Origin of the sequence: Fictibacillus arsenicus, from assembly GCF_001642935.1 — a bacterium.
GTDB classification, from domain to species: domain Bacteria; phylum Bacillota; class Bacilli; order Bacillales; family Fictibacillaceae; genus Fictibacillus; species Fictibacillus arsenicus_B.
Genome location: NZ_CP016761.1, coordinates 3,177,928 through 3,201,966 on the forward strand (window position 1 = coordinate 3,177,928; position 24,039 = coordinate 3,201,966).

General features: G+C 42.2%; 28 protein-coding genes. 2 read left to right on the forward strand and 26 right to left on the reverse strand.

Translation table 11 applies throughout. The features are described 5' to 3' along the window. Positions 1-178: 178 nt before the first annotated feature. From ABE41_RS16270 to ABE41_RS16345, 17 genes are all read right to left on the reverse strand, one after another. Positions 179-478, reverse strand: a complete 300-nt coding sequence (locus tag ABE41_RS16270; RefSeq protein WP_066292575.1) for a hypothetical protein — start codon at positions 476-478, stop codon at positions 179-181. 135 nt (positions 479-613) lie between these two features. Beyond that, positions 614-871, reverse strand: coding sequence for an HPr family phosphocarrier protein (locus ABE41_RS16275; RefSeq protein WP_066292578.1), 258 nt, complete (start codon positions 869-871; stop codon positions 614-616). Between the two features lie 43 nt (positions 872-914). Further along, complete coding sequence (gene whiA, locus ABE41_RS16280) at positions 915-1,856, reverse strand: DNA-binding protein WhiA (protein ID WP_066292581.1); 942 nt, start codon at positions 1,854-1,856, stop codon at positions 915-917. A 33-nt stretch (positions 1,857-1,889) separates the two neighbouring features. After that, the gene (locus ABE41_RS16285; RefSeq protein WP_066292583.1) at positions 1,890-2,843 is read right to left on the reverse strand and encodes a gluconeogenesis factor YvcK family protein; all 954 of its coding nucleotides are present in this window, start codon (positions 2,841-2,843) and stop codon (positions 1,890-1,892) included. Then, entirely contained in the window at positions 2,844-3,719 is an 876-nt protein-coding gene (gene rapZ, locus ABE41_RS16290; RefSeq protein ID WP_066292586.1) for an RNase adapter RapZ, read from the reverse strand. A 51-nt stretch (positions 3,720-3,770) separates the two neighbouring features. Further along, positions 3,771-4,229: an NUDIX hydrolase gene (locus ABE41_RS16295; RefSeq protein ID WP_066292588.1), complete on the reverse strand. Its 459-nt coding sequence runs from the start codon at positions 4,227-4,229 to the stop codon at positions 3,771-3,773. A gap of 199 nt (positions 4,230-4,428) precedes the next feature. Then, on the reverse strand, positions 4,429-4,647 hold the full coding sequence (locus tag ABE41_RS21130) for a hypothetical protein (protein ID WP_156774294.1): 219 nt from the start codon (positions 4,645-4,647) through the stop codon (positions 4,429-4,431). Positions 4,648-4,779: 132 nt separating this feature from the next. Beyond that, positions 4,780-5,736: a thioredoxin-disulfide reductase gene (trxB, locus tag ABE41_RS16300; RefSeq protein WP_066292589.1), complete on the reverse strand. Its 957-nt coding sequence runs from the start codon at positions 5,734-5,736 to the stop codon at positions 4,780-4,782. Positions 5,737-5,820: 84 nt separating this feature from the next. Continuing rightward, positions 5,821-7,446, reverse strand: a complete 1,626-nt coding sequence (locus ABE41_RS16305) for a tetratricopeptide repeat protein (RefSeq protein WP_066292591.1) — start codon at positions 7,444-7,446, stop codon at positions 5,821-5,823. 297 nt (positions 7,447-7,743) lie between these two features. After that, positions 7,744-8,388, reverse strand: coding sequence for a bifunctional phosphoribosyl-AMP cyclohydrolase/phosphoribosyl-ATP diphosphatase HisIE (gene hisIE / locus ABE41_RS16310; RefSeq protein WP_066292593.1), 645 nt, complete (start codon positions 8,386-8,388; stop codon positions 7,744-7,746). After that, the gene (gene hisF, locus ABE41_RS16315) at positions 8,385-9,143 is read right to left on the reverse strand and encodes an imidazole glycerol phosphate synthase subunit HisF (protein ID WP_066292595.1); all 759 of its coding nucleotides are present in this window, start codon (positions 9,141-9,143) and stop codon (positions 8,385-8,387) included. Before hisF ends, hisIE begins: the two co-directional genes overlap by 4 nt. Then, complete coding sequence (hisA, locus tag ABE41_RS16320; protein ID WP_066292597.1) at positions 9,143-9,874, reverse strand: 1-(5-phosphoribosyl)-5-[(5-phosphoribosylamino)methylideneamino]imidazole-4-carboxamide isomerase; 732 nt, start codon at positions 9,872-9,874, stop codon at positions 9,143-9,145. Before hisA ends, hisF begins: the two co-directional genes overlap by 1 nt. After that, the gene (gene hisH / locus ABE41_RS16325; protein ID WP_066292598.1) at positions 9,871-10,512 is read right to left on the reverse strand and encodes an imidazole glycerol phosphate synthase subunit HisH; all 642 of its coding nucleotides are present in this window, start codon (positions 10,510-10,512) and stop codon (positions 9,871-9,873) included. Before hisH ends, hisA begins: the two co-directional genes overlap by 4 nt. Beyond that, on the reverse strand, positions 10,513-11,106 hold the full coding sequence (gene hisB, locus ABE41_RS16330) for an imidazoleglycerol-phosphate dehydratase HisB (RefSeq protein ID WP_066292601.1): 594 nt from the start codon (positions 11,104-11,106) through the stop codon (positions 10,513-10,515). Beyond that, positions 11,107-12,378: a histidinol dehydrogenase gene (hisD, locus tag ABE41_RS16335; protein ID WP_066292602.1), complete on the reverse strand. Its 1,272-nt coding sequence runs from the start codon at positions 12,376-12,378 to the stop codon at positions 11,107-11,109. It lies immediately after the preceding gene. Further along, positions 12,375-13,019, reverse strand: coding sequence for an ATP phosphoribosyltransferase (gene hisG, locus ABE41_RS16340; protein ID WP_066292604.1), 645 nt, complete (start codon positions 13,017-13,019; stop codon positions 12,375-12,377). Before hisG ends, hisD begins: the two co-directional genes overlap by 4 nt. Next, positions 13,019-14,200, reverse strand: coding sequence for an ATP phosphoribosyltransferase regulatory subunit (locus ABE41_RS16345; RefSeq protein ID WP_066292606.1), 1,182 nt, complete (start codon positions 14,198-14,200; stop codon positions 13,019-13,021). Before ABE41_RS16345 ends, hisG begins: the two co-directional genes overlap by 1 nt. A 425-nt stretch (positions 14,201-14,625) precedes the next feature. On the opposite strand from ABE41_RS16345, the gene cax reads away from it, so the two are divergent. Both cax and ABE41_RS16360 read left to right on the forward strand, forming a co-directional pair. Then, complete coding sequence (gene cax / locus ABE41_RS16355; RefSeq protein ID WP_066292610.1) at positions 14,626-15,681, forward strand: calcium/proton exchanger; 1,056 nt, start codon at positions 14,626-14,628, stop codon at positions 15,679-15,681. A 311-nt stretch (positions 15,682-15,992) separates the two neighbouring features. Beyond that, the gene (locus tag ABE41_RS16360; protein WP_066292612.1) at positions 15,993-17,018 is read left to right on the forward strand and encodes a TlpA disulfide reductase family protein; all 1,026 of its coding nucleotides are present in this window, start codon (positions 15,993-15,995) and stop codon (positions 17,016-17,018) included. 262 nt (positions 17,019-17,280) lie between these two features. Here ABE41_RS16360 and ABE41_RS16365 read toward each other — a convergent pair whose 3' ends face one another. The 9 genes from ABE41_RS16365 to ABE41_RS16405 all read right to left on the reverse strand — a co-directional run bounded on the left by ABE41_RS16365 (position 17,281) and on the right by ABE41_RS16405 (position 24,034). Next, positions 17,281-17,823: a histidine phosphatase family protein gene (locus tag ABE41_RS16365; protein WP_066292614.1), complete on the reverse strand. Its 543-nt coding sequence runs from the start codon at positions 17,821-17,823 to the stop codon at positions 17,281-17,283. An 18-nt stretch (positions 17,824-17,841) separates the two neighbouring features. Next, on the reverse strand, positions 17,842-18,306 hold the full coding sequence (locus ABE41_RS16370) for an SRPBCC family protein (protein ID WP_066292616.1): 465 nt from the start codon (positions 18,304-18,306) through the stop codon (positions 17,842-17,844). Positions 18,307-18,374: 68 nt separating this feature from the next. Then, entirely contained in the window at positions 18,375-18,683 is a 309-nt protein-coding gene (locus tag ABE41_RS16375) for a hypothetical protein (protein WP_066292620.1), read from the reverse strand. A gap of 56 nt (positions 18,684-18,739) precedes the next feature. Beyond that, positions 18,740-19,186 carry a GNAT family N-acetyltransferase gene (locus tag ABE41_RS16380; protein ID WP_066292621.1) on the reverse strand — a complete coding sequence of 149 codons (447 nt, stop codon included), beginning with the start codon at positions 19,184-19,186 and terminating at the stop codon, positions 18,740-18,742. 62 nt (positions 19,187-19,248) lie between these two features. Next, positions 19,249-20,721 (reverse strand): sodium/proline symporter PutP, encoded by a 1,473-nt coding sequence (gene putP / locus ABE41_RS16385; protein WP_066292623.1) that lies wholly within the window; start codon positions 20,719-20,721, stop codon positions 19,249-19,251. A gap of 528 nt (positions 20,722-21,249) precedes the next feature. Continuing rightward, complete coding sequence (locus tag ABE41_RS16390; protein ID WP_066292624.1) at positions 21,250-21,840, reverse strand: hypothetical protein; 591 nt, start codon at positions 21,838-21,840, stop codon at positions 21,250-21,252. 87 nt (positions 21,841-21,927) lie between these two features. Then, complete coding sequence (locus ABE41_RS16395) at positions 21,928-22,443, reverse strand: acyltransferase (protein ID WP_066292629.1); 516 nt, start codon at positions 22,441-22,443, stop codon at positions 21,928-21,930. After that, complete coding sequence (gene ppaX / locus ABE41_RS16400) at positions 22,444-23,085, reverse strand: pyrophosphatase PpaX (protein WP_066292630.1); 642 nt, start codon at positions 23,083-23,085, stop codon at positions 22,444-22,446. Continuing rightward, positions 23,060-24,034, reverse strand: coding sequence for a nucleoside recognition domain-containing protein (locus ABE41_RS16405; RefSeq protein ID WP_066292633.1), 975 nt, complete (start codon positions 24,032-24,034; stop codon positions 23,060-23,062). Before ABE41_RS16405 ends, ppaX begins: the two co-directional genes overlap by 26 nt. Between the last annotated feature and the right edge of the window lie 5 nt (positions 24,035-24,039).

Genomic DNA, 24,039 nt, shown 5'->3' on the forward strand with positions numbered 1-24,039 from the left:
TAATGCAACATTAATAAACTAAGAAAGAGGTTTAATCCAGGATTAAATACTCTCAACTCAGCTCAATCTATGCTCTCTTCTCTCCACTCATCTCAACTAACTGCTATTCTCCTGATTAGTGATTAATATAAAGGCTAGCCCCTTTGTCTGTCAACTGTTTGCAGTGCTTTGAACAGAATCAGCGGTAAAAGGAATGCCTGATAACCCAGATCCAGCATACACTGAAAAATAAAAGGATGCTGAAGGTTGCGGTGATCCCGAAAGCAAGGCTTAAGAAGAGACCTGGGTTTGAAGGATCAGCAAATGAATTGCCGAGCAATGCAAGAGGATAGATGATAATAAAAATAAGCATGAAAACCCAATAGATTCTTCTCAGCGTGCTTTTCTTTGGTTTAAGGATATAAAGGGTTAAGAGGATATTTACCATTGTTAAACCAGCGGCAAACGACCAGTCATACATAATACTCGTATGCTCCAAAGCAATCGCCTCCCTTTCCTCTTTATCAATATATTAAGAAACTGTGTGAGGCCAACCCTGCAAAATAAAAAAACCGCCATTTTGTCCTCCTCGTATGGACAAAATGGCGTTTTGTATTTGTCTGGGGTCAGACCCCTACTCGGTTTTTGAGACAAACTCTGCGAGGGCTTCGATCGCTTCATTTTCATCAGGGCCATCCACTGCTAACACAAGCTCAGAGCCAGATCCGACTGCTAAGCTCATGATCCCCATGATGCTTTTTGCATTTACTTTCTTGCCTTCTTTTTCAACGAACACATCTGAAGTGAAACGGTTTGCTTCTTGAACGAAAAGCGCTGCCGGTCGTGCCTGAAGTCCGCTTTTCAACTGCACAGTTACTTTTTTCTCAACCATTCTATTCTACCTCCTCTAGCCTTCTTCTCTTTATATCGAAACATCAATTGATGGGTTGACCTGTTCTAAGTTTCTCTGCAATTTCATCAATTTTTCGCAATCGGTGATTTACACCTGATTTGCTGACGGGGCCGGATGATACCATCTCTCCCAGCTCCTTTAGCGTTATTTCCTGATGGGTTACACGAAGCTGCGCGATTTCACGCAGCTTGTTAGGAAGCACTTCGAGTCCTACCTGATCTTCAATGTATTTAATATTTTCCACCTGTCTCATAGCGGCGCCAACGGTTTTGTTCAAGTTTGCCGTTTCGCAGTTTACAAGGCGGTTAACCGAATTTCGCATATCTTTTAAAATACGGATATCTTCAAAGAATAGAACAGCATGGTGAGCGCCGATCAGTGTTAAGAACTCTGAAATTTTCTCACCGTCTTTTAAGTAAATGATGTACCCTTTTTTACGCTCAAGCACTTTGGCTTTCAGCTTAAACTTATTCATCAGTTCAGCCAATGCAACCGTATGCTCTTCGTACATGGAAAAAATCTCAAGATGATAACTTGTCTCAGGATGGTTCACCGAACCACCTGCTAGAAAAGCACCTCTCATATATGCACGGCGGCAGCAGCTTTTTTTATTAAATTCCTCTGCAATATTGCGGGTAAACGTGAACGACCCGTCAATAATCTTCAAATCTTCCAACAATGCTCTCGATTCTTCTGAAACACGGACGATGTAAACGTTGTTCTTTTTCAAGCGCATCTTTTTTCGTACTAACAGCTCAACGTGATAAGGATACACACCCTTAATCAGCGTATAAATTCTTCTTGCAATTGCAGCGTTCTCAGTTGGAATATCAAGAATCAGCTTTCTGTTGCTGAAAGAGATGGAGCCATTCATTCGAATCAATGCAGCCAGCTCTGCTTTTTTACAGCAGTCCTTCAGTTCAAGCTGCGTTAATTCTTTCTTTGTATCTGCAGCGAATGACATCTGCTTCACCACCTCTCTTTTTGTTCCCTAAACTTAACTATTTTTCAATAGTCCTAACAGCAGATCAGATACACGTCTTGCATCATGTCTGACAAGCGTTCCATACTGAATGATATTATCGCAAACTAACCCGATGCCGAACGACTTTAGACGCTCCTCATCAAATAAAACCTGTGATGCACCTTCTTCAAGATAAAGATCCAGAAACTCAGAAGGTATCGTTTCATTATTCACGATTACGACATCTATAAAATTATGCCCTACATGATCGATTAAAGCTTGAATGTGATCTCCTGCTGTGTAATCCGTTGTCTCACCTGGCTGTGTCATGACGTTGCATACATACACTCTAGGTGCCGTTGCCTCGCGGATGGCCTTTGAAATTCCGCCAACGAGAAGATTCGGCAGAATGCTCGTATAAAGACTTCCTGGTCCGATTACAATAAGATCTGCTTCTTGAATGGCTTTAACACTTTCACGAAGCGGTTCGATATGTTCATCATTTAAGAAAACCCGTCTAATCTTTTTATTCGACAGCGGGATTTTAGATTCCCCCTGTACAATCGTCCCATCTTCTAATACAGCACTTAAAATAATACTGTTCTTCGCTGCAGGCAGTACTTGACCTCTTACGTTTAAAACGCGGGAAAGTTCCCGGATTCCTGTTAAAAAGTCTCCCGTAATATCGTGCATTGCAGCTAAAAGAAGGTTCCCGAGCGAGTGACCGGTTATACCGTCACCCACCTTGAACCGGTGCTGAAACATTTTTTCTACAAGCGGCTCTACTTCAGAAAGCGCAGCGATCACATTTCTGACGTCGCCTGGAGGGGGCATATCATAATCCCTCCTCAGTCTTCCTGAACTGCCGCCGTCATCTGCAACCGTAACGATAGCAGTAATATCTACAGGATAGTGCTTCAAACCGCGAAGGAGAACGGAAAGACCCGTTCCTCCGCCAAGCACTACCACTTTCGGCTGCTTCTTCATCTATACTTTATCCTTTCCCATATCTCTGTGGCTGCTGAATGTAACGTATTCTTTGGATAGTGCGTTTCCGATATATTCAGCAAGGGCTACAGAACGGTGCTTTCCGCCTGTACAGCCGATTCCGATTATGAGCTGACTCTTTCCTTCACGCTTGTATTGCGGAACCATAAAGTGAAGAAGGTCAAGCAATTTCTCTAAGAATTTGTTTGTCTCCGGCCATTTTAAAACATACTCAGATATGTCCGGCTCAAGCCCTGTTCTCGGTCTCATATGCTCAATGTAATGAGGGTTCGGCAAGAAACGAACGTCAAATACTAAGTCAGCGTCAATCGGCATGCCATATTTAAAACCGAATGACATTACATTGACCGTAAACGGATGTGCAGCGTTCGCAGAATAGCGCTGAATGATGCGCTCACGCAATTGCAGTGGTTTAAGGTCTGATGTATCGAGAACTTGCTGAGCTCTTCCCTTTAACTCTTCCAGCATTTCACGTTCCTGCGTTATGCCTTGAAGAGGATTTCCGCTTTTCGCCAGCGGATGCGAACGGCGCGTTTCCTTATATCGGCGGACAAGAGTAGCATCCTTGCAGTCTAAATATAAAATCTGCGGCTGAATGTCTGATGAGACCGCAAGCTGGTCAAGCGTTGAAAACAACTGATCAAAAAACTCACGGCCGCGAAGGTCCATTACGAGTGCTACCTTATTGAGCTTGCCAGCAGATTCTTGCATCAATTCTACAAATTTAGGGAGTAGTGCAGGCGGCAGATTATCTACACAGAAGTAGCCTAAATCCTCGAAGCTCTGCATGGCCACCGTTTTTCCGGCTCCTGACATTCCTGTAATAATCACCATTTGTACGTCTTGTCTTTCCATGCCATATCCCCCCTGTAAACTATGTTCAATTCTTATGTTGCCGGCACCATTTTAAGCCGGATCTAATCGATAGGAAAGCAATTCAAAATCAGGTGTATACGTGAATGTGCCAAAAATCATATTGCTTCCTTTTGTCACATAATCCAAAATGTGATGATCCCCTGGTGCCATCGGCAGTTCTCTCACTTCATCGACCGGCTTCCAGGCTAATTTACCTTCTTCACATTCCTCTAGCGCTTCACCTTCTGAATCTGTTGCTAAAAAGGTAAACATCATCCATTCCGATACGATTTTGTCACCTTGTTTAATAATAAAATTAAAAACACCCTTTAATTGCGGGTTCTTTAAATAAATACCTGTTTCTTCCCGGTATTCCCGGATAACAGTGTCACGGATCGACTCTTCAGACTCCATTTTACCTCCGGGTGCTACCCACCAGCCCCGTCTAGGCTTTTGCAGCAAAAGCACTTGATTATCTTTGATTAACACACAGTTTGTTACTCTTTGCACTTATTTCACCTCAGGGCTTTGTCTATATCGTTTAGTATACTAAATTATGTAACCCCTCACAATACAGACGCCTCAAGGGTTGAACGTATTTAGTATTCTTAGTTTTAAAGTATCGTTTTCGTCTTATTATGTGATAAGATCCCGATAAATAAAAAAAGGACTTCGCTCAACACATTGATTGAAGCTTAGGATCGTTGAATCAACCATTCGAATAACTTTCAAACGCTATAATCCCGGAAACTTTGGCAATAATCCCGCGAATTTCATTGTTAATTCCGCGAGTTTTGGCAGTAATCCCGCGAGTTTCATCGGTAATCCCGCGAGTTTCATCGGTAATCCCGCGAATTTCATCGGTAATCCCGCGAATTTGTATTGCTGCCTCCTCTAACTGCCCTAAAAAAACAATGCACAATATCAAAACATATTAGGCCCATACATAAAAAAAGGACACGAAGCATAGCTCCGTGTCAAAGTCTTGCCTTTATAAAAAGGGGGTCAATTTCTTATTTTTATATTACCCCACAATTGTTTCACCACTGTTACAAGTTGATTAATTAGAAGTTACGTTTTTTAACTTTTCAGCCAAATTTTCCACATAGTGCTGTGCAGCCTGTGCAGCGATACTTCCATCACCTGTTGCCGTAACAATTTGACGAAGCGTTTTTTCACGAATATCACCAGCAGCAAAGATACCTGGGATCTTCGTTTCCATTTGTTCGTTCGTTTCTACATAACCGTTCTCGTTCGTGATACCAAGGTCTTTGAACGCTCCATTTAGCGGAAGCATCCCGATATAAATGAATACACCGTCTGTTTTAAAATCTGACTCTTCCCCAGTTTCAGTATTCACAAGGGTTACGCTTCCCACTTTGTTATTATCAGCATGTACTTCTTTTACGGAATGATTCCAGATAAAATCGATCTTATCATTGTCAAACGCACGCTGCTGAAGGATTTTTTGAGCACGAAGCTTATCACGTCTGTGAACAATAGTTACCTTTGTCGCAAAACGTGTTAAGTACACGCCTTCTTCAACTGCAGAGTCTCCACCGCCAACAACAACCAGCTCACGGCCTTTAAAGAACGCTCCGTCACAAACCGCACAATAAGATACACCGCGGCCTGATAATTCTTTTTCACCAGGTATACCAAGCTTTTTATATTCTGCACCTGTAGAGATAATAATCGAGCGGGCTTTGTATGTTTTGCTGCCTGCTTTGATCGTCTTATATTCTTCACCGTCGATGATTTCTTTTACATCACCATACGCGTATTCAGCACCGAACTTTTTTGCGTGCTCAAACATTTTGTTTGAAAGTTCTGGTCCTAAAATATGGTCAAAGCCAGGGTAGTTCTCAACGTCTTCTGTATTTGCCATCTGTCCACCTGGAATTCCGCGTTCGATCATAATCGTATCCAAATTCGCACGGGATGTGTAAACCGCAGCAGTCATACCCGCTGGTCCTGCACCTAATATAGCTACATCATAAATTTTTTCTTCACTCATTAAATTACACTCCTTATATAAGGAAATTCTTATTTACTATACGTCTATCCTATCGGCTCATAGGAGCAAAGTCCAAGATTCTGCTCATACGTTACGATTTACCCAGCTGATCAGCTTTTTAATCCTTAAGGAGAGGACAGAAACCGAAACATCGTACAATCCAGCGATTGCTTTTTGAGTTGATTTACCTCTTTGCTTACGTGCCAAGTGGTCGATCGCCGCTGCGATTGCTTTTTCATTATCAAAGATTCTTTCGCCCTTAACCTCTGACAGCTTTATAGCTTCTGACCAGTAAAAAAGAACTTGCTCATCAATTGCAGAGCCGCTTTCTTTAACAATCTGAAGAACATCAAGTGCCTGAGTTAATAAACCTGAAGGACTCCCTACTTCTACGAGAGCTTCTTCATGTGCTAGTTTAACCGGAAATTCCGGATGGTGCTCAAGCATGATGTTTGCAGCAATTTCTTTTACAAAAAGAGATTCTTCCTTGCGCATACAAAAATCACGAAGAGTCTCGTAGGCCTCTTCATTTTTATTCCCTCTAAGTAAAAATAAATGCGTGATTTTGTTTTTTTCCAGCCCTTTACGTACATGCTGGATATGTTCCATCGCTTTGATCTGGCGGTCTTTTTTCGGCTTGTTCTGCTTGTTCGAGGGAATGCGGTACTGATAGTCTCCGCCTGACACCGTCAGTTCACCGTTTTGTGCTTTTTCCATATAAAATGGTGCAACATTGCCTTCTGGATCTAATTCGAGCACCTTTTTCCACGTTTTTAAAGAGAGTTCTTTATGTCCGAGCGCGTAATAAGAAACAGCGAGCATGTGTGTCGTTACAGGATCATATACGAACGACGATTTCCTTAACGTCTGCAGCCATTTATTCGCATAAACATGCTCCTCTAAAAGACCAAACGTATTTCCGAGCTTGTACCTGTGCTCCGGATGCATCGGGTGCACCATTTTAAGCCGGTCAACAAGCTTTCCCCCAGGTTCGTCCATGCCTAAATGGAATAAAAAGATCGCTAAATTACATAAAGCGTTCAAGTTTCCAGGATTCTTATCCAGCACATCCTGAAGAACATCCATTGCTTCATCAAATTCACTTTTATAAAAATGCGTGAGAGCTAAATTATTGTATGCTGCCCAAAACTTCGGGTGATTCTCGATGATTTCACGAAGCTGCTCTTGTGCAAGAGGTAGGTCTCCCCGCTCAATTGATTGTCTTGCCTCATCATGAGATTTGATCAGCTCCTCTTCAGTCGAAAGAGGCAGGCCGTTCGTTGACTTGCTGCCTGTTTCAAGACTGATCAGATCAAGCAATTCCTGCGTGTCATCGACAAACTCACCGTCTGGATCGTATTGCATGTACAACAAAGCATGTTCTTCTGCATCAGAATACATGCCTAAATGAGCAAAATTGTTCGCAAGGAAAAAATGGCATTCTGACATATCAGATCCACTCTCGATTACGTGCAATAAATGCCTGTTGGATTCTTCATATTCACCGATCTCAGCAAGCGTTGAAGCCAGCTGACATAAAAAAGAGGGCTCTTCCGGCTGGAAGGTCACGGCCCGCTCAAACATTTTTTTTGCTGTATATAAATCACGCCTGTTATAGGCTTTAATTCCTTTTTCGAAAAAATAGTCCCCATCCTGAATAAAGGGAAGAACGCGGCCGCCTGCTTCACCGGCGCTTTTTCTTTTATACATATACTAGTTCCCCCATCTACTATGTAAACTCTTTACTTCTTTATCGTTCAGTTCACAAAGTTTTCAACCCAAAAATTATAACACAGGCGAAAAATACTAACACCCCTTTGACTGTAAATAATGTGCAGGAAACTTTCGACAAAAAATGATTGAAGCAGGTTAGAGATTGGAAGGACTGGGCTCTAAGCATGCGAGCGGAATCTCGCTGGCGAGCATAAATTTCGCAGGACGAGCATAAACCCACCACGAGCGCGCATATCTGCTATAAAAACAAAAAAACAACCGAGAAGTCACTCCTCAGTTGTCCTTTTTTGTATGTCTTTCCTTCAATGTCGCTAAAACTTCGTCCAACGGTACCTTTTGCTCCTGCAAAAGCACCAATACGTGATAAAGAAGATCGGAAACCTCCCACTTCAGCTCTTTTGGGTCGCGATTTTTCGCTGCGATGATGACTTCTCCCGCTTCTTCCCCTACTTTTTTAAGAATCTTATCTACCCCATGTTCGAAAAGATAAGTGGTGTAAGCTCCCTCAGGCATTTCATGCTCTCTTTGCGCGATGATTTCCTGAAGTTCGCTTAAGATCGCGTATCTGTCCGGACTTGGTCCATCATTATTTTCGTCAGTACTATAAATCGTCTCTGAAAAACAGCTGTACGTTCCTGTGTGGCATGCTGGTCCTTGAGGCTCTACTAAAACCACTAATGCATCCTGGTCACAGTCGTATCGGATGCTCTTTACTTTTTGTGTATTTCCAGACGTTTCACCTTTGTGCCACAATTTTTTTCGTGATCTTGAAAAAAATACAGTTTCGCCGATTTCGACCGTTTTTTCGAGCGACTTTTCACTCATATATGCGACCGTCAAAACTTCTTTTGACTGATAATCCTGCACTACAGCAGGAATCAGCCCGTTTTCGTCAAATTTCAGCTTTTCCCATTTCAACGTACAGACACCCCCAACTTTTGCAATTCTGACTTTAGCTCTCCGATTGATGTTTCTTTATAATGAAAAATGCTAGCGGCAAGACCTGCATCTGCTTTACCTTCTGTGAACGCATCATAAAAATGATCCGCGTTTCCAGCGCCGCCAGATGCAATTACAGGAACAGTCACTGCTTCACTGACTGCTTTTGTAAGAGCAAGGTTAAATCCCGACTTTTCTCCATCCTTGTCCATGCTGGTTAAAAGAATTTCTCCAGCACCTCGCTTAACTGCCTCTTGCGCCCACTCAGTGACTTCCCATTGGGTGGGTTTGCGCCCTCCATGTGTGTATACACGCCATGATCCAAGCTCTTCATCATGCTTAGCATCAATGGCAACTACGATACATTGGGCGCCAAAGTAATCAGATCCTTCTGTAATCAGTTCCGGTCTGAGAATTGCTGCTGTGTTCACTGAGACTTTATCAGCACCTGCTCTTAAGACTCTTTTCATATCTTCTAATTTGTTAATTCCGCCTCCGACTGTAAATGGGATGGCGAGTTCAGCTGCAACCCGTTCCACGACTTCAACCATCGTATCCCGTCCTTCATGGCTTGCTGAAATATCAAGAAAAACGAGTTCATCTGCACCTGCTCTATCGTAAAACCTGGCAAGCTCGACAGGGTCTCCTGCATCTACTAAGTTTAAAAACTGAATGCCTTTTACAACCCTGCCTTCTTTTACATCCAAACACGGAATAATTCGTTTTGTCAGCATTACTTCACACTTCCTAACGCGTCTGAAATAGTAAATCTTCCAGTGTAGAGAGCTTTTCCGATAATTGCACCCGCAATGTTCCGTTCATCTTTCTTTAAGCTCACTAAATCATCGATCGAGCTTACACCGCCTGAAGCAATCACTTCTTTTCCTGTAATACGTGCGAGCTCACCAATCGCTTCTACATTAGGTCCCTGCAGCATGCCGTCTTTAGAGATATCAGTAAAAATAAACGTTTCAGCGCCTTCTTCTACAAGTCTTTTTGCGAGATCAACCGCCATGATGTGAGAAGTTTCAACCCAGCCTTCAGTCGCAACAAAGCCATCTCTCGCATCGAGTCCGATCGCAACTCTTGAGCCGCCATAACGGTTTAATGCTTCTCGTACAAACTCAGGGTAAGATACCGCAGCACTTCCTAAAATAACGCGGTCAACACCGCTATCTAAGTAGAATGAAACGTCATCCATCGATCGAATACCGCCGCCGATCTGCACTTTTGCAGGCAGTTCTTTCGCCACACGAATGACATGTTCATGATTTACTTTTTTGCCGTCCTTAGCACCATCGAGGTCTACCATATGAATCCACGCGGCACCTTGGTCTGCAAATTGTTTAGCCATATCAAAAGGAGAATCACCATATACGGTCTCCTGGTTGTAATCACCCTGCAAAAGTCTTACACATTTTCCGCCGCGCATATCAATCGCAGGATATAGTGTGAATGAACTCATCTTTGTTTTCCCTCCTCAACGAAATGGCAAAAGTTTTTCAGCATCCCCATGCCTGTCTCTGAACTTTTTTCAGGGTGAAACTGCGTACCCATAATATGATCGCGTCCAACAACTGCTGGCACTTCCACATCTTCATAATGGGCTGCCGCAGCTAAGACGTTTCTGTCATCTGTTTGAACGACGAATGAATGCACAAAATAGACATACCCTTCATCCAGCCCTTTTAACAGAGGCTGTTCTTTTTGTAAAAAGTGAAGGTTGTTCCATCCCATATGAGGTACTTTATAGGATTTGCCTTCAGCTGTAACACCGCTAAAACGATCGACTTTTCCCGGCAAAAGTCCGAGTCCTTTCGTTAACCCGTTCTCTGTGCTTTCTTCAAACAGAAGCTGCATGCCTAAACAGATTCCCATAAGCGGTTTTCCGTTTTCTGTTTCTTTTTTTATAAAATCGATAAGTCCTGTTTCCTCAAGCTCATTCATCGCATCTTTAAAAGATCCAACCCCTGGAAGAAGCAAGCCATCTGTTTCATGAAGTTCCTCAGGATTGCCAGAAAGAATGTACGGCTGTTCGATTCTTTTTAATGCGGAACAGACAGAGTGAAGATTGCCCATTCCATAATCAATAATTCCGATCATCTATAACATTCCTTTCGTTGAAGGCACTCCTTTAACACGCGGATCGATCTGTGTAGCTTCGTCCAGCGCTTTTGTAAAAGCTTTAAAAACCGCTTCGATCATATGATGTGTATTTGTTCCATAATGAACAATTACGTGCAGGTTCATCCTTGCTTCTAAAGCTAATTTCCAGAAGAATTCATGTACGAGTTCTGTATCAAACGAACCTACCTTCTGGCTTGGAAATTCTGCACGAAATTCTAAATGTGGACGGTTTGAAAGATCGATTATCACTTGAGCCAATGTTTCATCCATCGGGACAAAGGCGTTTCCGTAACGCTTGATCCCTCTTTTATCACCTAATGCACCTTGAATCGCTTGTCCAAGACAAATTCCAATGTCTTCTGTCGTATGATGGTCATCAATCTCTACATCACCAGCTGCGTTCACCGTCAGATCGAAGTGGCCATGACGCGCAATCGCATCAAGCATGTGGTTTAAAAATGGTACAGGCGTCTGAATGTCAGCTTGCCCTTCTCCATCAATATCGAGGGATAAGCTAATTTGTGTTTCTTTCGTATTTCGTTCGATCGTATGCTGACGTCTATTTTCCATTTATTTGTCCTCCAGTCGGTAATCGACCGCTCTCGCGTGAGCTTCAAGTCCTTCTAAGCGTGCAAACGCGGAAATTTTACGGCCGTTTTCTTTCATTGCCTGTTCGCTATAGCGGATCACACTAGATTTTTTCGTGAAATCATCCACGTTCAGCGGACTTGAAAAACGGGCTGTTCCGCTCGTAGGAAGTACATGGTTGCTGCCCGCAAAATAATCACCGACAGGTTCAGAGCTGTATTCACCAAGGAAAATCGCTCCAGCATGCTTGATTTTACCGAGCAGGCTCATCGGATCTTTAGTCATAATTTCTAAGTGTTCCGGTGCGATCCGGTTAATGACTTCGGCACCTTCAGCGAGTGAATCAACAATATAAATAGCCCCGTAATCTCGTACGGCTTGAGCAGCAATTTCTTTTCTTGGCAGGTCGTTAAGCTGGCTTTCTACTTCTGCCGCAACCTTTTCTGCAAGATCTTTGGAAGTCGTTACTAAAAATGCTGCAGAACGAGGATCATGTTCAGCTTGGGAAAGTAAATCAGCTGCAATATATTTAGCGTTCCCTGTTTCATCTGCAAGTACGGCTATTTCGCTTGGACCCGCGATCATGTCGATATCACAAACTCCGAACACTTCACGTTTTGCCAGTGCTACAAAAATGTTTCCCGGACCAACGATTTTATCCGTTTTCGGTACGGTTTCGGTTCCGTATGCGAGCGCACCGATCGCTTGAGCGCCTCCCAATTTAAACATCCGTTTAACGCCAGCGATTGAAGCTGCTGCTAAAACGGCTGCCGGAAGCTTTCCGTCTTTCCCAGGAGGAGATACAAGTATGATTTCTTCAACACCTGCTACAGCTGCCGGAATGACACCCATCAATACAGATGAGGGATAGGCAGCCGTTCCACCCGGCACATAAACTCCCACAGAATCTAATGGTGTTACTTTTTGTCCCAGCATCGTTCCGTCTTCTCTTGTAAAAAACCAAGACTGGCGCTTCTGCTTTTCGTGATATTCCCGAATGTTTGCAGCCGCTTCAGAAATAATATCGATCATCTCTTGATCAAGAGATGCAACAGCTTCATCAATTTCCTCTTTTGTTACTTCAAGAGAACTCTGCGAAACACCGTCAAATTTTTCAGTGTAGTTTAAAAGTGCTTTATCACCTTCAAGTTTTACATTCTGCAAGATTTCTAAAACAGCTTTTCGCTGCTCTTCCGTATTTTGTTCAACACTTCTCTCTAACGTTTTCAATTCAGAAACAGGCTGGATTTTCACTGGACATCCCCCTTGTTTTCTACAAGTTTACGCATGCGTTCGACCAGTTCGTTAATTCTCATCGCATGAAGTCTGTAGCTTGCCGGGTTCACAATGAGTCTCGATGTAATGTCTGCAATTTTTTCAAGCTCAACCAAACCGTTTTCTTTCAGCGTTCGTCCCGTGGAAACAATATCTACAATGCGGTCTGCAAGCCCAATTAACGGTGCAAGTTCAATAGAGCCGTTCAATTTAATCACTTCCACTTGCTGACCTTGCTCTCGGAAATAATGAGAAGCAACATTCGGATACTTTGAAGCGATTTTTGGTGCGACTTTTTGATAGTTCCCGCCTGGCAGACCTGCTACAGCTAAATAGCAGGCTGAAATCTTCAGATCAAGCACTTCGTAAACATCACGCTCTTCCTCGAGCATTACGTCCTTGCCTGCGATTCCGATATCCGCAACACCATGCTCTACATATGTGGGAACATCCATCGGCTTTGCGAGAATGAATCGAAGCCCTGCTTCAGGTGCATCGATGATCAGTTTGCGTGATTCTTCAAATTCAGGAGGCAGCGGATAGCCTGCTTGTCTTAACAGGTCGACTGCTTCTTCAAATATTCTTCCTTTAGGCATCGCCATCGTTAAAACTGTATTCATTACAAGTCCTCTCCTTGCTGTCTTCCGATCAAATAATGAATTTCATCGAAACGTTTGCTGAACTCATCGACATTTCTAACACCAGATAGGTCTTGCATCACTACATTTCCGCCTTCTGATCTTTTGGATTTCGCCAGTTGCAGCGCTTCTTTTCTGCGTTCAGGCGTAAACAAAATGCATTGTTTTTTAATCGTGTCGTTCTTGCTTCCCAACGCTTCTATAAAATAATCCATTCGAATCGCAAATCCGATTGCTGGCGCTTTGCGGTCAAAACGACTCAAAAGGTCGTCGTATCTGCCGCCGCTTGCGATTGGCGCACCGATACCAGCTGCATATCCTTCAAACACGATGCCTGTGTAATAGCTCATATGGCTAAACAACGTAAAGTCGAAAACGATATTTTGTGCAGCATCATAATCCTGAAGCAGTTTGTATAACGTTTTGAGTTCTTCTAGAGCCTGCTGACCCTTGTTGTTGGGAGTCAATGCAGAGGCTTCATCAAGCACTTCAATCCCGCCTCTTAAATCCAGTATTTTTAACAAGCGCTGTGTATCAATAGAAGATAACGGAAGCTCTTTTACATGAGAGGTATAACCAACATAGTTTTTCTCATTGAGGTAACGAAGAAGCTCAGCAACCCTGCTATCGTTTCCTAAAATATCTGCTAAAAGCTCTTGAACGAAACCAATATGTCCTACAGCTACTGTAAAAGAATTGATTCCGCTCTTTTTGATCACTTCCGTCATTAAAGCTAGTGCCTCAGCTTCTGCACTGGATGTTCCCTCACCGATCAATTCGATTCCTACTTGTTCAAATTCAGCCGGTCTTCCACCTTCACGCTGCTGAGCACGGAAAACAGGTGAACTATAGGCAAGTCGAAGTGGATAAGCTACATTTTTCATGCTCGAAGAAACCACCCGTGCGATAGGCGCTGTCATATCCGGACGTAAAACAAGTGTTTTCCCTTCCATGTCGAGAAGTTTAAATAACTGCTGATCTAAGATAGCTGAAGCTTCCCCAACTGTTTCGTGATACTCCAGTGTTGGGGTCTGAATGAACTGATATCCCCATGACTCCATCTCTTTTTTTATTATATTTTTGATATCTTCATTTTTTTGATAAAAAGCAGGAAGTGTATCCCGCATGCCTGCAGGCTTTTCAAAGACAAATGGTTTAGACATTTTCCTTCATCCTTTTATATGTGAAGTTGTTATTAATAAGCTGTTTTCGTAAACGTTGTTGCTTTGGAAGTAGTTGATTTCCGCTCCAGGTTGCTCGCTTTCCGCGGGGCGTGCGGTGAGCCTCCTTGCGCTTTGCGCCATTAGGAGTCTCACCTGTTCCACTGATCCCGCAGGAGTCTCGCACCTTGCGCTCCAATCAACAAATCAAAGAAGCATATTCAACAAAATGTTCAAAAGTAAAAGAGCTTTTATTAAAAACACTTTAGTTCGATAATATACTACCATGATAAAGATTTAGTTGTTAGTGTACACGTACCCTCGAAACATGTCAACCGATACACCCGAAAATCTTGTAGTTAAGAAATTCGATTTCAGGGAATAGTATGTAAAAAATAATACATACATATGAAAGGATGGAATGCGTCTTGTTTAATCGCATCTTTTTTCTCGCCATCATAATTGGTGTGCCGCTATCTGTTTTCGGCAGCATGCAGCATTGGCCGGCCGTTATTTTGTTTGTAATCTATTGTGCTACCATCGTTGCCCTGGCGGGTTATATGGGCCGAGCGACAGAAAGCTTAGCGATCGTTGCCGGACCACGGATCGGCGGACTTTTAAACGCAACTTTTGGAAATGCCGTTGAGCTTATCATTTCTATCTTTGCTTTAAAAGCTGGACTCATAAGTGTAGTATTAGCTTCATTAACGGGTTCCGTACTAGGAAACCTTTTACTCGTAGGAGGGCTTTCCTTTTTTGTCGGAGGATTAAAATTTAAACAGCAAAAGTTCAATGTTTATGATGCCCGTCATAACGCTGGATTGCTCATCTTTGGAGTTGTTGTCGCTTTTGTTTTCCCTGAGGTGTTTTCCTATAAACTGAACGATGCTGATTCACTCACATTAAGTGTTTGGGTTTCTGTTATCATGATTGTTTTGTACATTGCCGCATTGCTGTTCAAACTCGTTACACACCGCGGTGTTTATCAGACAGAACACGATGAGGGACATGAACACGAAACAGCAGAATGGAGCAAGATGAAAGCACTTATTATTCTTGCCCTATCTACTGTTGCCGTTGCTTATGTTTCCGAAAAATTGGTTCATACGTTCGAAGAAGTTGGAGAAACACTCGGCTGGAGTGAAGTATTCATCGGGGTAATCATCGTTGCAATCGTGGGGAACGCCGCAGAACACGCTTCTGCGATCATTATGGCTTATAAGAACAAAATGAACGTAGCTGTCGAAATCGCGATCGGCTCAACTCTGCAGATTGCCATGTTCGTTGCTCCAGTTCTCGTACTGATCTCGCTGTTCTTTGAGAAATCTATGGCGCTCGTGTTCACGCTTCCCGAGCTCGTCGCAATGGTCTTGGCCGTATTCTTGACCATTTCCTTAACCAACGACGGTGACACGAACTGGTTCGAGGGTCTGACACTATTGGCAGCCTATCTCATAATGGGTGTTGGATTTTATCTTCTTTAAAAAGAAGCTACTGGCGGTGAAGGATTTAGTCCTTCACCTTTTTTTTGCACTCTAAACGATTGTATTTGGAGGAAGTTTTGTCGAAAATCGTTTATATTTTAATTAACGTGCGATTAATTTTCATGACTAAAGTTGTTCATATTAGGTAAACAAAAATAAAATATGTACATATAAGGATCTACAGCTTTTTTCAAAGGGCACAGAGAGAGGCATGAAATTCTTAGTTCAAGTAAATTTCAGGCCATTATTAGGAATAAATATAATGAATCTTTGATAAAGTTTAGAATAAGGACAAGTTTAGGGACGGTGCGATGATGGAGAACTACATTTCAATTGGATCTTTTCCGGTGAAAATAGTTTGGCTTGCGATTCTTGGCTCTGCTTTGATCGCGTATGGAATATTGAACGTGAAATTAAGAAAAGAACCGGATAAAAAACAGCTTCTCGATGTTCTAAGTAATGCCATTGTAATCTGCTGGTTTGTATGGAAAATCAGCTATGTGCTCTTGCATCCGGTTCTCACTTTTAAACAACCGTTTAATCTTATTTATTTTAACGGCGGTGAAACAGGTGTCGTTCTTGGAATTATTGCAGCCGTTCTCTATTTATTGAGATCAGCAGGTAAAAGAGAGCTCGATAGAAACCGAATTTTTTATAGCGGTATTTTAGGGCTGACGATATTCTTTGCGGTCTATTTCGGCGCACATTTTGCATCCGAAACAGTAGCAGCAGACGGGCTGATCTCTATATTTTTTACAATTCTAGCTTTTTATCTTTACACTTATGGATCATTTCAGCTCAAAAAAACCGTTCTTTCTATGCTTGTGACTGCCCTTTTCTTTTCAGTCATTAACAATACTCCGCTTGGCGGCAAAAAAGAAGACACTGCAGCTGTTGAAACGGTTGCTACGGGTATAAAGCCAGGGAACAAAGCTCCGGATTTTGACCTTAAAACGATCGATGGAGAAACGATGCGGCTTTCTGATTTAAAAGGAAATGTCGTGTTTATTAACCTTTGGGCAACATGGTGTCCCCCATGCCGTGCAGAAATGCCTGAGATGGTGCGGTATTATAATGAGCACTCATCTGAAAAAATCGAAATTCTAGCAGTAAACCTGACTGATAGTGATTCAGAAAAAGAAGTGAAGCAGTTTGCCGATGATTATAAGATTAACTTCCCTATCCTGCTAGATACAGAAGGCAAAGCCGGTAATCTGTACAAAACCGTATCGATCCCTACAACTTTTATTGTAGATAAAAAAGGAATTATTCGCGAAAAACACATCGGTCCGATGAGTTACGAGATGATGGAGGAATTTGTGAAGGCAGCACAATAAAAAATGGATCAAATAAGGAGCGTTTGATAAACAAACGTTTACATTTTTAATGAAAATGAAGAAAAGCTGGTTTTCCGTTACCCTTTTAAGGTACAGGAACCAGCTTTTTGGATTAAAAGTGATCTCATCGCTAAAGAATCCCACGTTAAATGGAATAATCCCACGCTTAGCAACAATAATCCCTTGCTTAATTTCAATAATCCCACGTTAAAAACAATATAACCAGGAGTCGACAAACCTCGACATATTGAGGTTCATTCCCCTACATCTTCTCAAACAAGTAAAGCTTCGCGTTTTCAGGCCGTCCAAGTTTTGGTCCTTTAAATCCGCGGCGGATCAGTTCTTTCCTCATAAACATCATAAGTGCACCATGGCTCACGATTAACGCATTTTCCTTACTCTCTTCTAAAATCCGATCAACGATTTTAGAAACACGCATTTCCACATCTGTCCTGCGTTCCAGCTGGGATTTGTGGTTAAAGAACCAAGCCGCTCGGATGCACAACGGATAAAGAATCATCGGGATTTTAATGTCCCGCTTAAAGAAAGGATATACTGCAATTTCCCGAAGATCATCAGTCCTAATCAGTTCGCCGTTATAGATTTTTTCTGCTGTAATCCCTGCTCGCCGAACGGTACTCACATAGCATTTCCGCCACTCAATCCCGCCTAAATCCACTTCCGATTCTTCCACATCAGATTCTTCATATTCCTTCATCCACTGATCAAATTCTGAAGGGGTGATCCATTTCTCTGTTGGATATCCCCTTGTTACTTTAAAATGCCTGACCAACCCGATTTTCATTATTCCACCCACTGCTCTCTATCTATTATTATAGTTATTCTCCGCTATCTCTTTTAAAGCTTTAGCTCGTCTTACAAGAAAATCCGTCATATATCTTTCCAAGAAAAGTCGATCTGCTAATTTTCCAATCACGCCAAATGGCGATTTATAATCAAAATGGTCTGTCATCACAGTTCCCTTATCTTTCACCTCGAATGTATGTGTATGTCTGAAGGAATGAAAAGCTCCTTCCACCATCACATCAACGAATTGATATGGTCTGTCCATTTCAATAATCTTGGCAGTCAGCCGCTGTTTCACCCCTAAATGTACGGCTTCCCATGTAACTGAGTCGCCATTCTCCATCAGCCCAGACGTAACTCCTCCCAAAGCTCTTTCCTTCGTATGGGATGTGGTCACTGTGTGTATATCTACATTTCTAGCAAGGTCAAAACAAACTTCAATAGGTGCTTTTATGTATTCCTGATGCTTTATGACTGGCATTGCCATCTCTCACTTTCAAACGATTCAAAACAACACCCCACAAAGTGAGGTGCTGCTCATTTTATACTTTAGTTATTCCACGCATAAAATGAAATTCCTTCACTCATATGATCTTTGAAGAAGACGATGAGGTCTGGCAGTGTAAAATAGTTGCGATAATCCTCATTTACACCGAAAACGTCTTTTACGTAAACGATGCCCAGCTGATCTTTTTCTTCAAACAAAATGAGCCCGTATCCATCTCTCATTGTAAAAATGACCGGACAGCCAAGCTCCAAACTATACGTGAACTGCTCTCGATTTTCGATTGGTATTAATGACTCCTGCGTATAAAGCGGTCCTAAAAACCACTGCTTCACTTTATCTTTTATACCCATGTCATTCACCCCGCTTAATTCATCATATGCGGGTGTTGTTGAATGTTACATCTGGTTTACTCAACCAAATTTTTTTCTAAAATAATTTTATGTAATCCTTTTTCGTTCGTGTATGTACTAATGATATCAAACCCTGATTTGATATTTAAGATCAGCATGCTTCTCCACTTATTCATGGTTTTCGTTTGAACAAATCGATATCCATTTTCCTTTAAATACTGATGCTGCTGTTCCATTAGTTTTGAAGCGACACCATGACCTCTAAAACGAGTGTCCACTCCGCCAAGCCAGCTATAAAACTTTCTTTTATCGAGTTCATAGCCAATCTTATAGCCGATGACTTGGCTATCGTTCAATGCAACGTTTACTAATAGTTGAGGCTTAATTTCCATCTTTTTAACTAAATCATCTGATTCTCCAAATATACGTTTATGCAAATCTATAATTTCCTCTAAAATAGACCCTTCTGGCATTGAATTAAAGAAGATGTACTTAATCTCCATGACAATAACCCCTTCCAAATAAAACAAAGAACCTCTCTTTAATAAGAGAGATTCCTATTTTCTTATTCATTCACTAGTCTTTTAGATTCTTCAAATTCACCCTGAATGACTTCACTTGGTTCCTTTGTCATTAGACTGACTACTACGATTGTAATCGTACACGCAATGAAACCTGGAATGATTTCATAAACATCTGCAAATGCGGGGATCAGCTCCCACACGATAACAGTGACCGCACCAACAACGATACCAGCAAATGCAGCCCATTTCGTCATGCGTTTCCAATATAGACTTAACAGTACGACCGGTCCGAATGCTGCTCCAAACCCTGCCCATGCATATCCAACAAGGTTTAAGATTGTTTCACTCGGGTTCAACGCTAAGACAAAAGCGATTACTGAAACAACAAGAACTGCCAAACGCCCGACAAAAACAAGTTCCTTATCAGAAGCTGAACGTTTCACGAACGCTTTGTAAAAGTCCTCTGTCAGTGCACTCGAAGTAACAAGCAACTGAGACGAGATCGTACTCATGACAGCTGCAAGGATCGCAGCCAGCAAGAAGCCCGTGATAATCGGGTGGAACAATACATCAGATAATAAAATAAACACGGTTTCAGCATTTGACTCATCTAAAGGCGCGCTTGACTGATTGAAATAAGCGATACCAACCAAACCAGTGAACATTGCTCCAACGATCGAGAAGATCATCCACCCCATCCCGATTCGTCTAGCACTCTTCATTTCTTTTACAGAAGTAATCGCCATAAAACGAACGATAATATGAGGCTGGCCGAAGTAACCGAGGCCCCAAGCAAGCAAAGAGATGATGCCGATTAAGCTTGTCCCTGTAAATGCGTCCAATAAAGCAGGGCTTACACTTTCAATCTCATTAAAAGTTGTATCCCAGCCGCCAACTTTTAAAATGGCTACAAATGGAACAAGTATAAGGGCAACGAACATGATTGCACCTTGAACAAAATCTGTGTAACTTACAGCTAAAAATCCGCCAAATAACGTATAAATGATAACGACACCTGCTGTAAGCAAGATTCCCCACATATAATCCAGCTTAAATGCAGTTTCAAAAAGCTGGCCTCCCGCTACCATTCCGGAAGAAGAGTAAAACGTAAAAAAGATAACAATAACTAAAGCTGAAGTGATTCTTAAAATACGGGAAGTATCTTTGAACCGATTCTCAAAATAGTCGGGAATCGTAATGGAGTTATTTGCGACCTCCGTATACGTTCTTAGTCGAGGGGCAACATACAGCCAGTTCAAATAAGCCCCCACACTCAAACCTACAACGATCCAGCCGCTGCTTAACCCTGACATATACATTGCGCCAGGCAGACCCATCAACAGCCATCCGCTCATGTCAGATGCACCCGCACTAAGTGCTGTTACAGCTGGCCCGAGATTTCTTCCGCCAAGCATGTAATCGGTAAGGTTATCTGTCTTGCGATAAGCATACAAACCAATCAGCAGCATGCCGATCATATAAACACTGATTGAAAAAATAACACCATAATCCATATTCAGTTTTCCTCCTGTTCTCACATGTTGTTAAAACGCTTTCAATTTTTTAAAAATTAGAAAAAGGAACATTTTTATTATAAATACATTTTTCGACAAAAGGAATATAATTTTTTTGGAAATACGCCTGCCTTGGCACTTTAGAAGAATATGGGCGAAAAAAACATCATTTCAGAGTGGATTCACTACGAAGACGAATACAATTAGGTGGCTTGGCGGACGCCAAGCTTCAGATCACCGGTTAAAGGGGGTGTAGGAATAGTCAAATAGAGGGCTAGTTAACCATAATCCTACAAATTAATCTATGAATCCACGAGATTCGGCAGTGAATCCAAAAAGTCCGGCTGTGAATCCAAAAATTTTGGTGTTGAATCCAAAAGTTTTAGCTGTTTATCCACGAGTCTACAATCCTCGACTAATCTCGCGCCTCCCGCTTGATATTCGCTGCTACCCACCCTCTTACAGACAACAAAAAAACTGACACCCGGTTCATAAGGCGTTTGGGCGCCAGTTTTCGCAAGAATTCTATTATAGCTTTTTGCGTCTTATACGTTTCACTTTTACGAATTGATTCGTAAACTGATCCAGTTCTTGATCGCGGTAGATGTAGAAGAAACGATGATGATGGCCATCCTTCATCTCAGTGAGTTCACAGTTCATGTAGTGATCCATCTCCTGTCTGGTCAGCTCAACTGAATACAGCTTGCCGTGACTCGGAATATCAAGTTGGATCTCGTTTAAAAAATGGAGTTCTTTAAATAAATAAATAGAAGTATCAAGGAGAAATTCACAGATTAAATCTTCTGAACCAAAGTAGTGTTGAAAATGTTCGCGTGTAAGCGAAGTATGGGGTACGTAACGCTTGCAGGTAGAATAATCGCCGTAAAAAACCAGCTTTGCACGTGTGCTTTGAAGTTCATAATACTTAACGAGGCCGCTGCCTTTCATTTTTGAAACAGCCGTGCGGAAACGGTACGTATCACGGGCTGCTAATTGTTCGGCCTTGTTTTCTGGATGTGCTGCTTTCGGTGCATGCTGAGACTGGCAGTTATCTTCTACTAGGTGTCCAATCTTAAATGAATTCTTCATATAAACGATCGAAAATGATTTCCTTCTCATAGTATGCGCCTCCAGCTTTCGCTTTTTTGCCTGATTTAAGTATACGACGAAATTTCAGAAAACCCAAGAGGGGAACATCCGACAAATTTAGATGTTTTCCGCTTCCCTCTTGGATCGCTCTTCTTTTGTATAAATCACTTGCATCGGATTGCCTCCGACAAATGAACCTTCAGGGACGCTTTTATGAACGAGCGTACCGGCCGATACAATCGCCCCGTCACCGATCGTAACACCTGGAAGGATTGTTGAATTAGCCCCGATCATCACTTCGTCCCCGATGATCACATCACCGAGGCGATATTCTTTTATTAAATATTCATGAGCAAGAATCGTTGTATTATAGCCGATCACGCAGTTCTTCCCGACCGTAATCCGCTCAGGGTACATGATGTCCGGCATCACCATTAAGGCAAAAGCTGTTCCCTCACCGACTTTCATTCTTAAAAATGTGCGGTACAGCCAATTTTTCATCGGCAAAAAGGGGGTGTATCTAGCGGCTTGAATGGCAACAAAATTTTTCACGACTTTCCAAAATGGAACCGTATCATATACCTGATATAACGAGTTCCTGCCTTTTACAGGATAACGCTCTGTATCACGCACTTATCTCTCTCCTAAAACATCCAGCAAATCCGTCATTTCATTCAGCATGTAATCGGGATTAAACTGCTGCAAATAATCATTGCCTCGAATGGTCCACGAAACGCCTGCAGTCTGTGTGCCGGCATTCTGGCCAGCAAGAATGTCATACTTGCTGTCTCCTACCATGATTGCTCGTTCTGGAGTGGACTGAAGCAATGCTAACGCTTTTTGAACCGGCTCTGGATCAGGTTTCGCTTTTTCGACATCATCCAACGTTACAACAGTTTGAAAGAATTTATCGAGGCCGGTAAGCTTAAGTCCCATCTTGACGGTGTTTCTCATTTTAGTTGTTACAATGCCCAATTTGTAGCCTTTTTTATACAATTCTTCTACTGTTTCAAAAACTCCTTTAAACTCCGTTACAAGTTCATCATGATGTGCGATGTTATGCTCTCTGTAGGTTTGAACGAGATCCTGAACACGTTCCTTATCAAACAGTTCCATTGTTTCGATAAGCGGCGTACCCATCAATGGCAGAATATGCTCACGATTGTACTGTTCAGGAAAATATTTATCGAGTGTATACAGAAATGAAGCGATGATCAGCTCATTCGTGTTGATCAGCGTTCCGTCCAGATCAAATAGTATGGTGTCTCGTTTCATGTTGCAGTTCCTCTTTTCTTAAACTATTTTTCCGCTCTAGCTTGTTCCAAATATATGCTACGAGAATGGTAAGAACAACAGCTGTTACAACCCTGATAATCAGAAGTGGTAACACTGGGATACCAAGCGGAACAAAAACCAACGTATCCTCAACAACAGCATGACAGCTTACGAGAAAGATAAAAGCGAGATAAAGGTCTTTTTTTGATACCCCATCTTCTTTCGCCGCCTGCATCATCACGCCTGCGCCATAAGCAAGACCGATCGTAAGCCCTGCCGCCATAGTCATGGACGTGTTTTCTTTCATACCTAAAAGTTTCATAGCGGGCGCCATCCAGTTAGAAAACCGGTTCAGCCAGCCTTTGTCCTTCAGATACAGATATTGCATGACAATCATTAGCGGAATAACGATAAGAGCTAATTGAAGAATGCCAAGTGACGCTTTTTCAAGAGCGGTTAAGGTGATTTCACCCCATCCGTTCGGTGCAGCTTCAGGCTTTGAGATAAAACCATACTGAGCCTTTTCAGTTCCGCCATCCCAAAAAAGATTGATCATAAATGCGGAAAATAGAGCCAAACCGACTCTGACTAGCAGGATCACCCATAACTTAATGCCAACACTCGCTGCAACACCTGATTCGATAAATAGGTTATGAGAGAACGAGAGCATGACAGCCAGGATAAAAACATCCTGAACCGTTAATGTATCAAGAGTCAAAATTCCCCCGATACCAGCATAGAGATTAAGAAAATTCCCGAGTACGAGCGGGATAGCCGCTTCACCAGGCAGTCCGATCCATTTCATCGCTGGTGCGATTGCTGAAATGAGCCAATCCAGCACAGGTGTATGGCTTAATAGTGTAATGATCAATGTTACGGGGAATATGATTTTCCCAAGCGTCCAAGTGGTTTTCAATCCTGCAAGTGTGCCTTTTTTTAACGTCTCCACTTTTC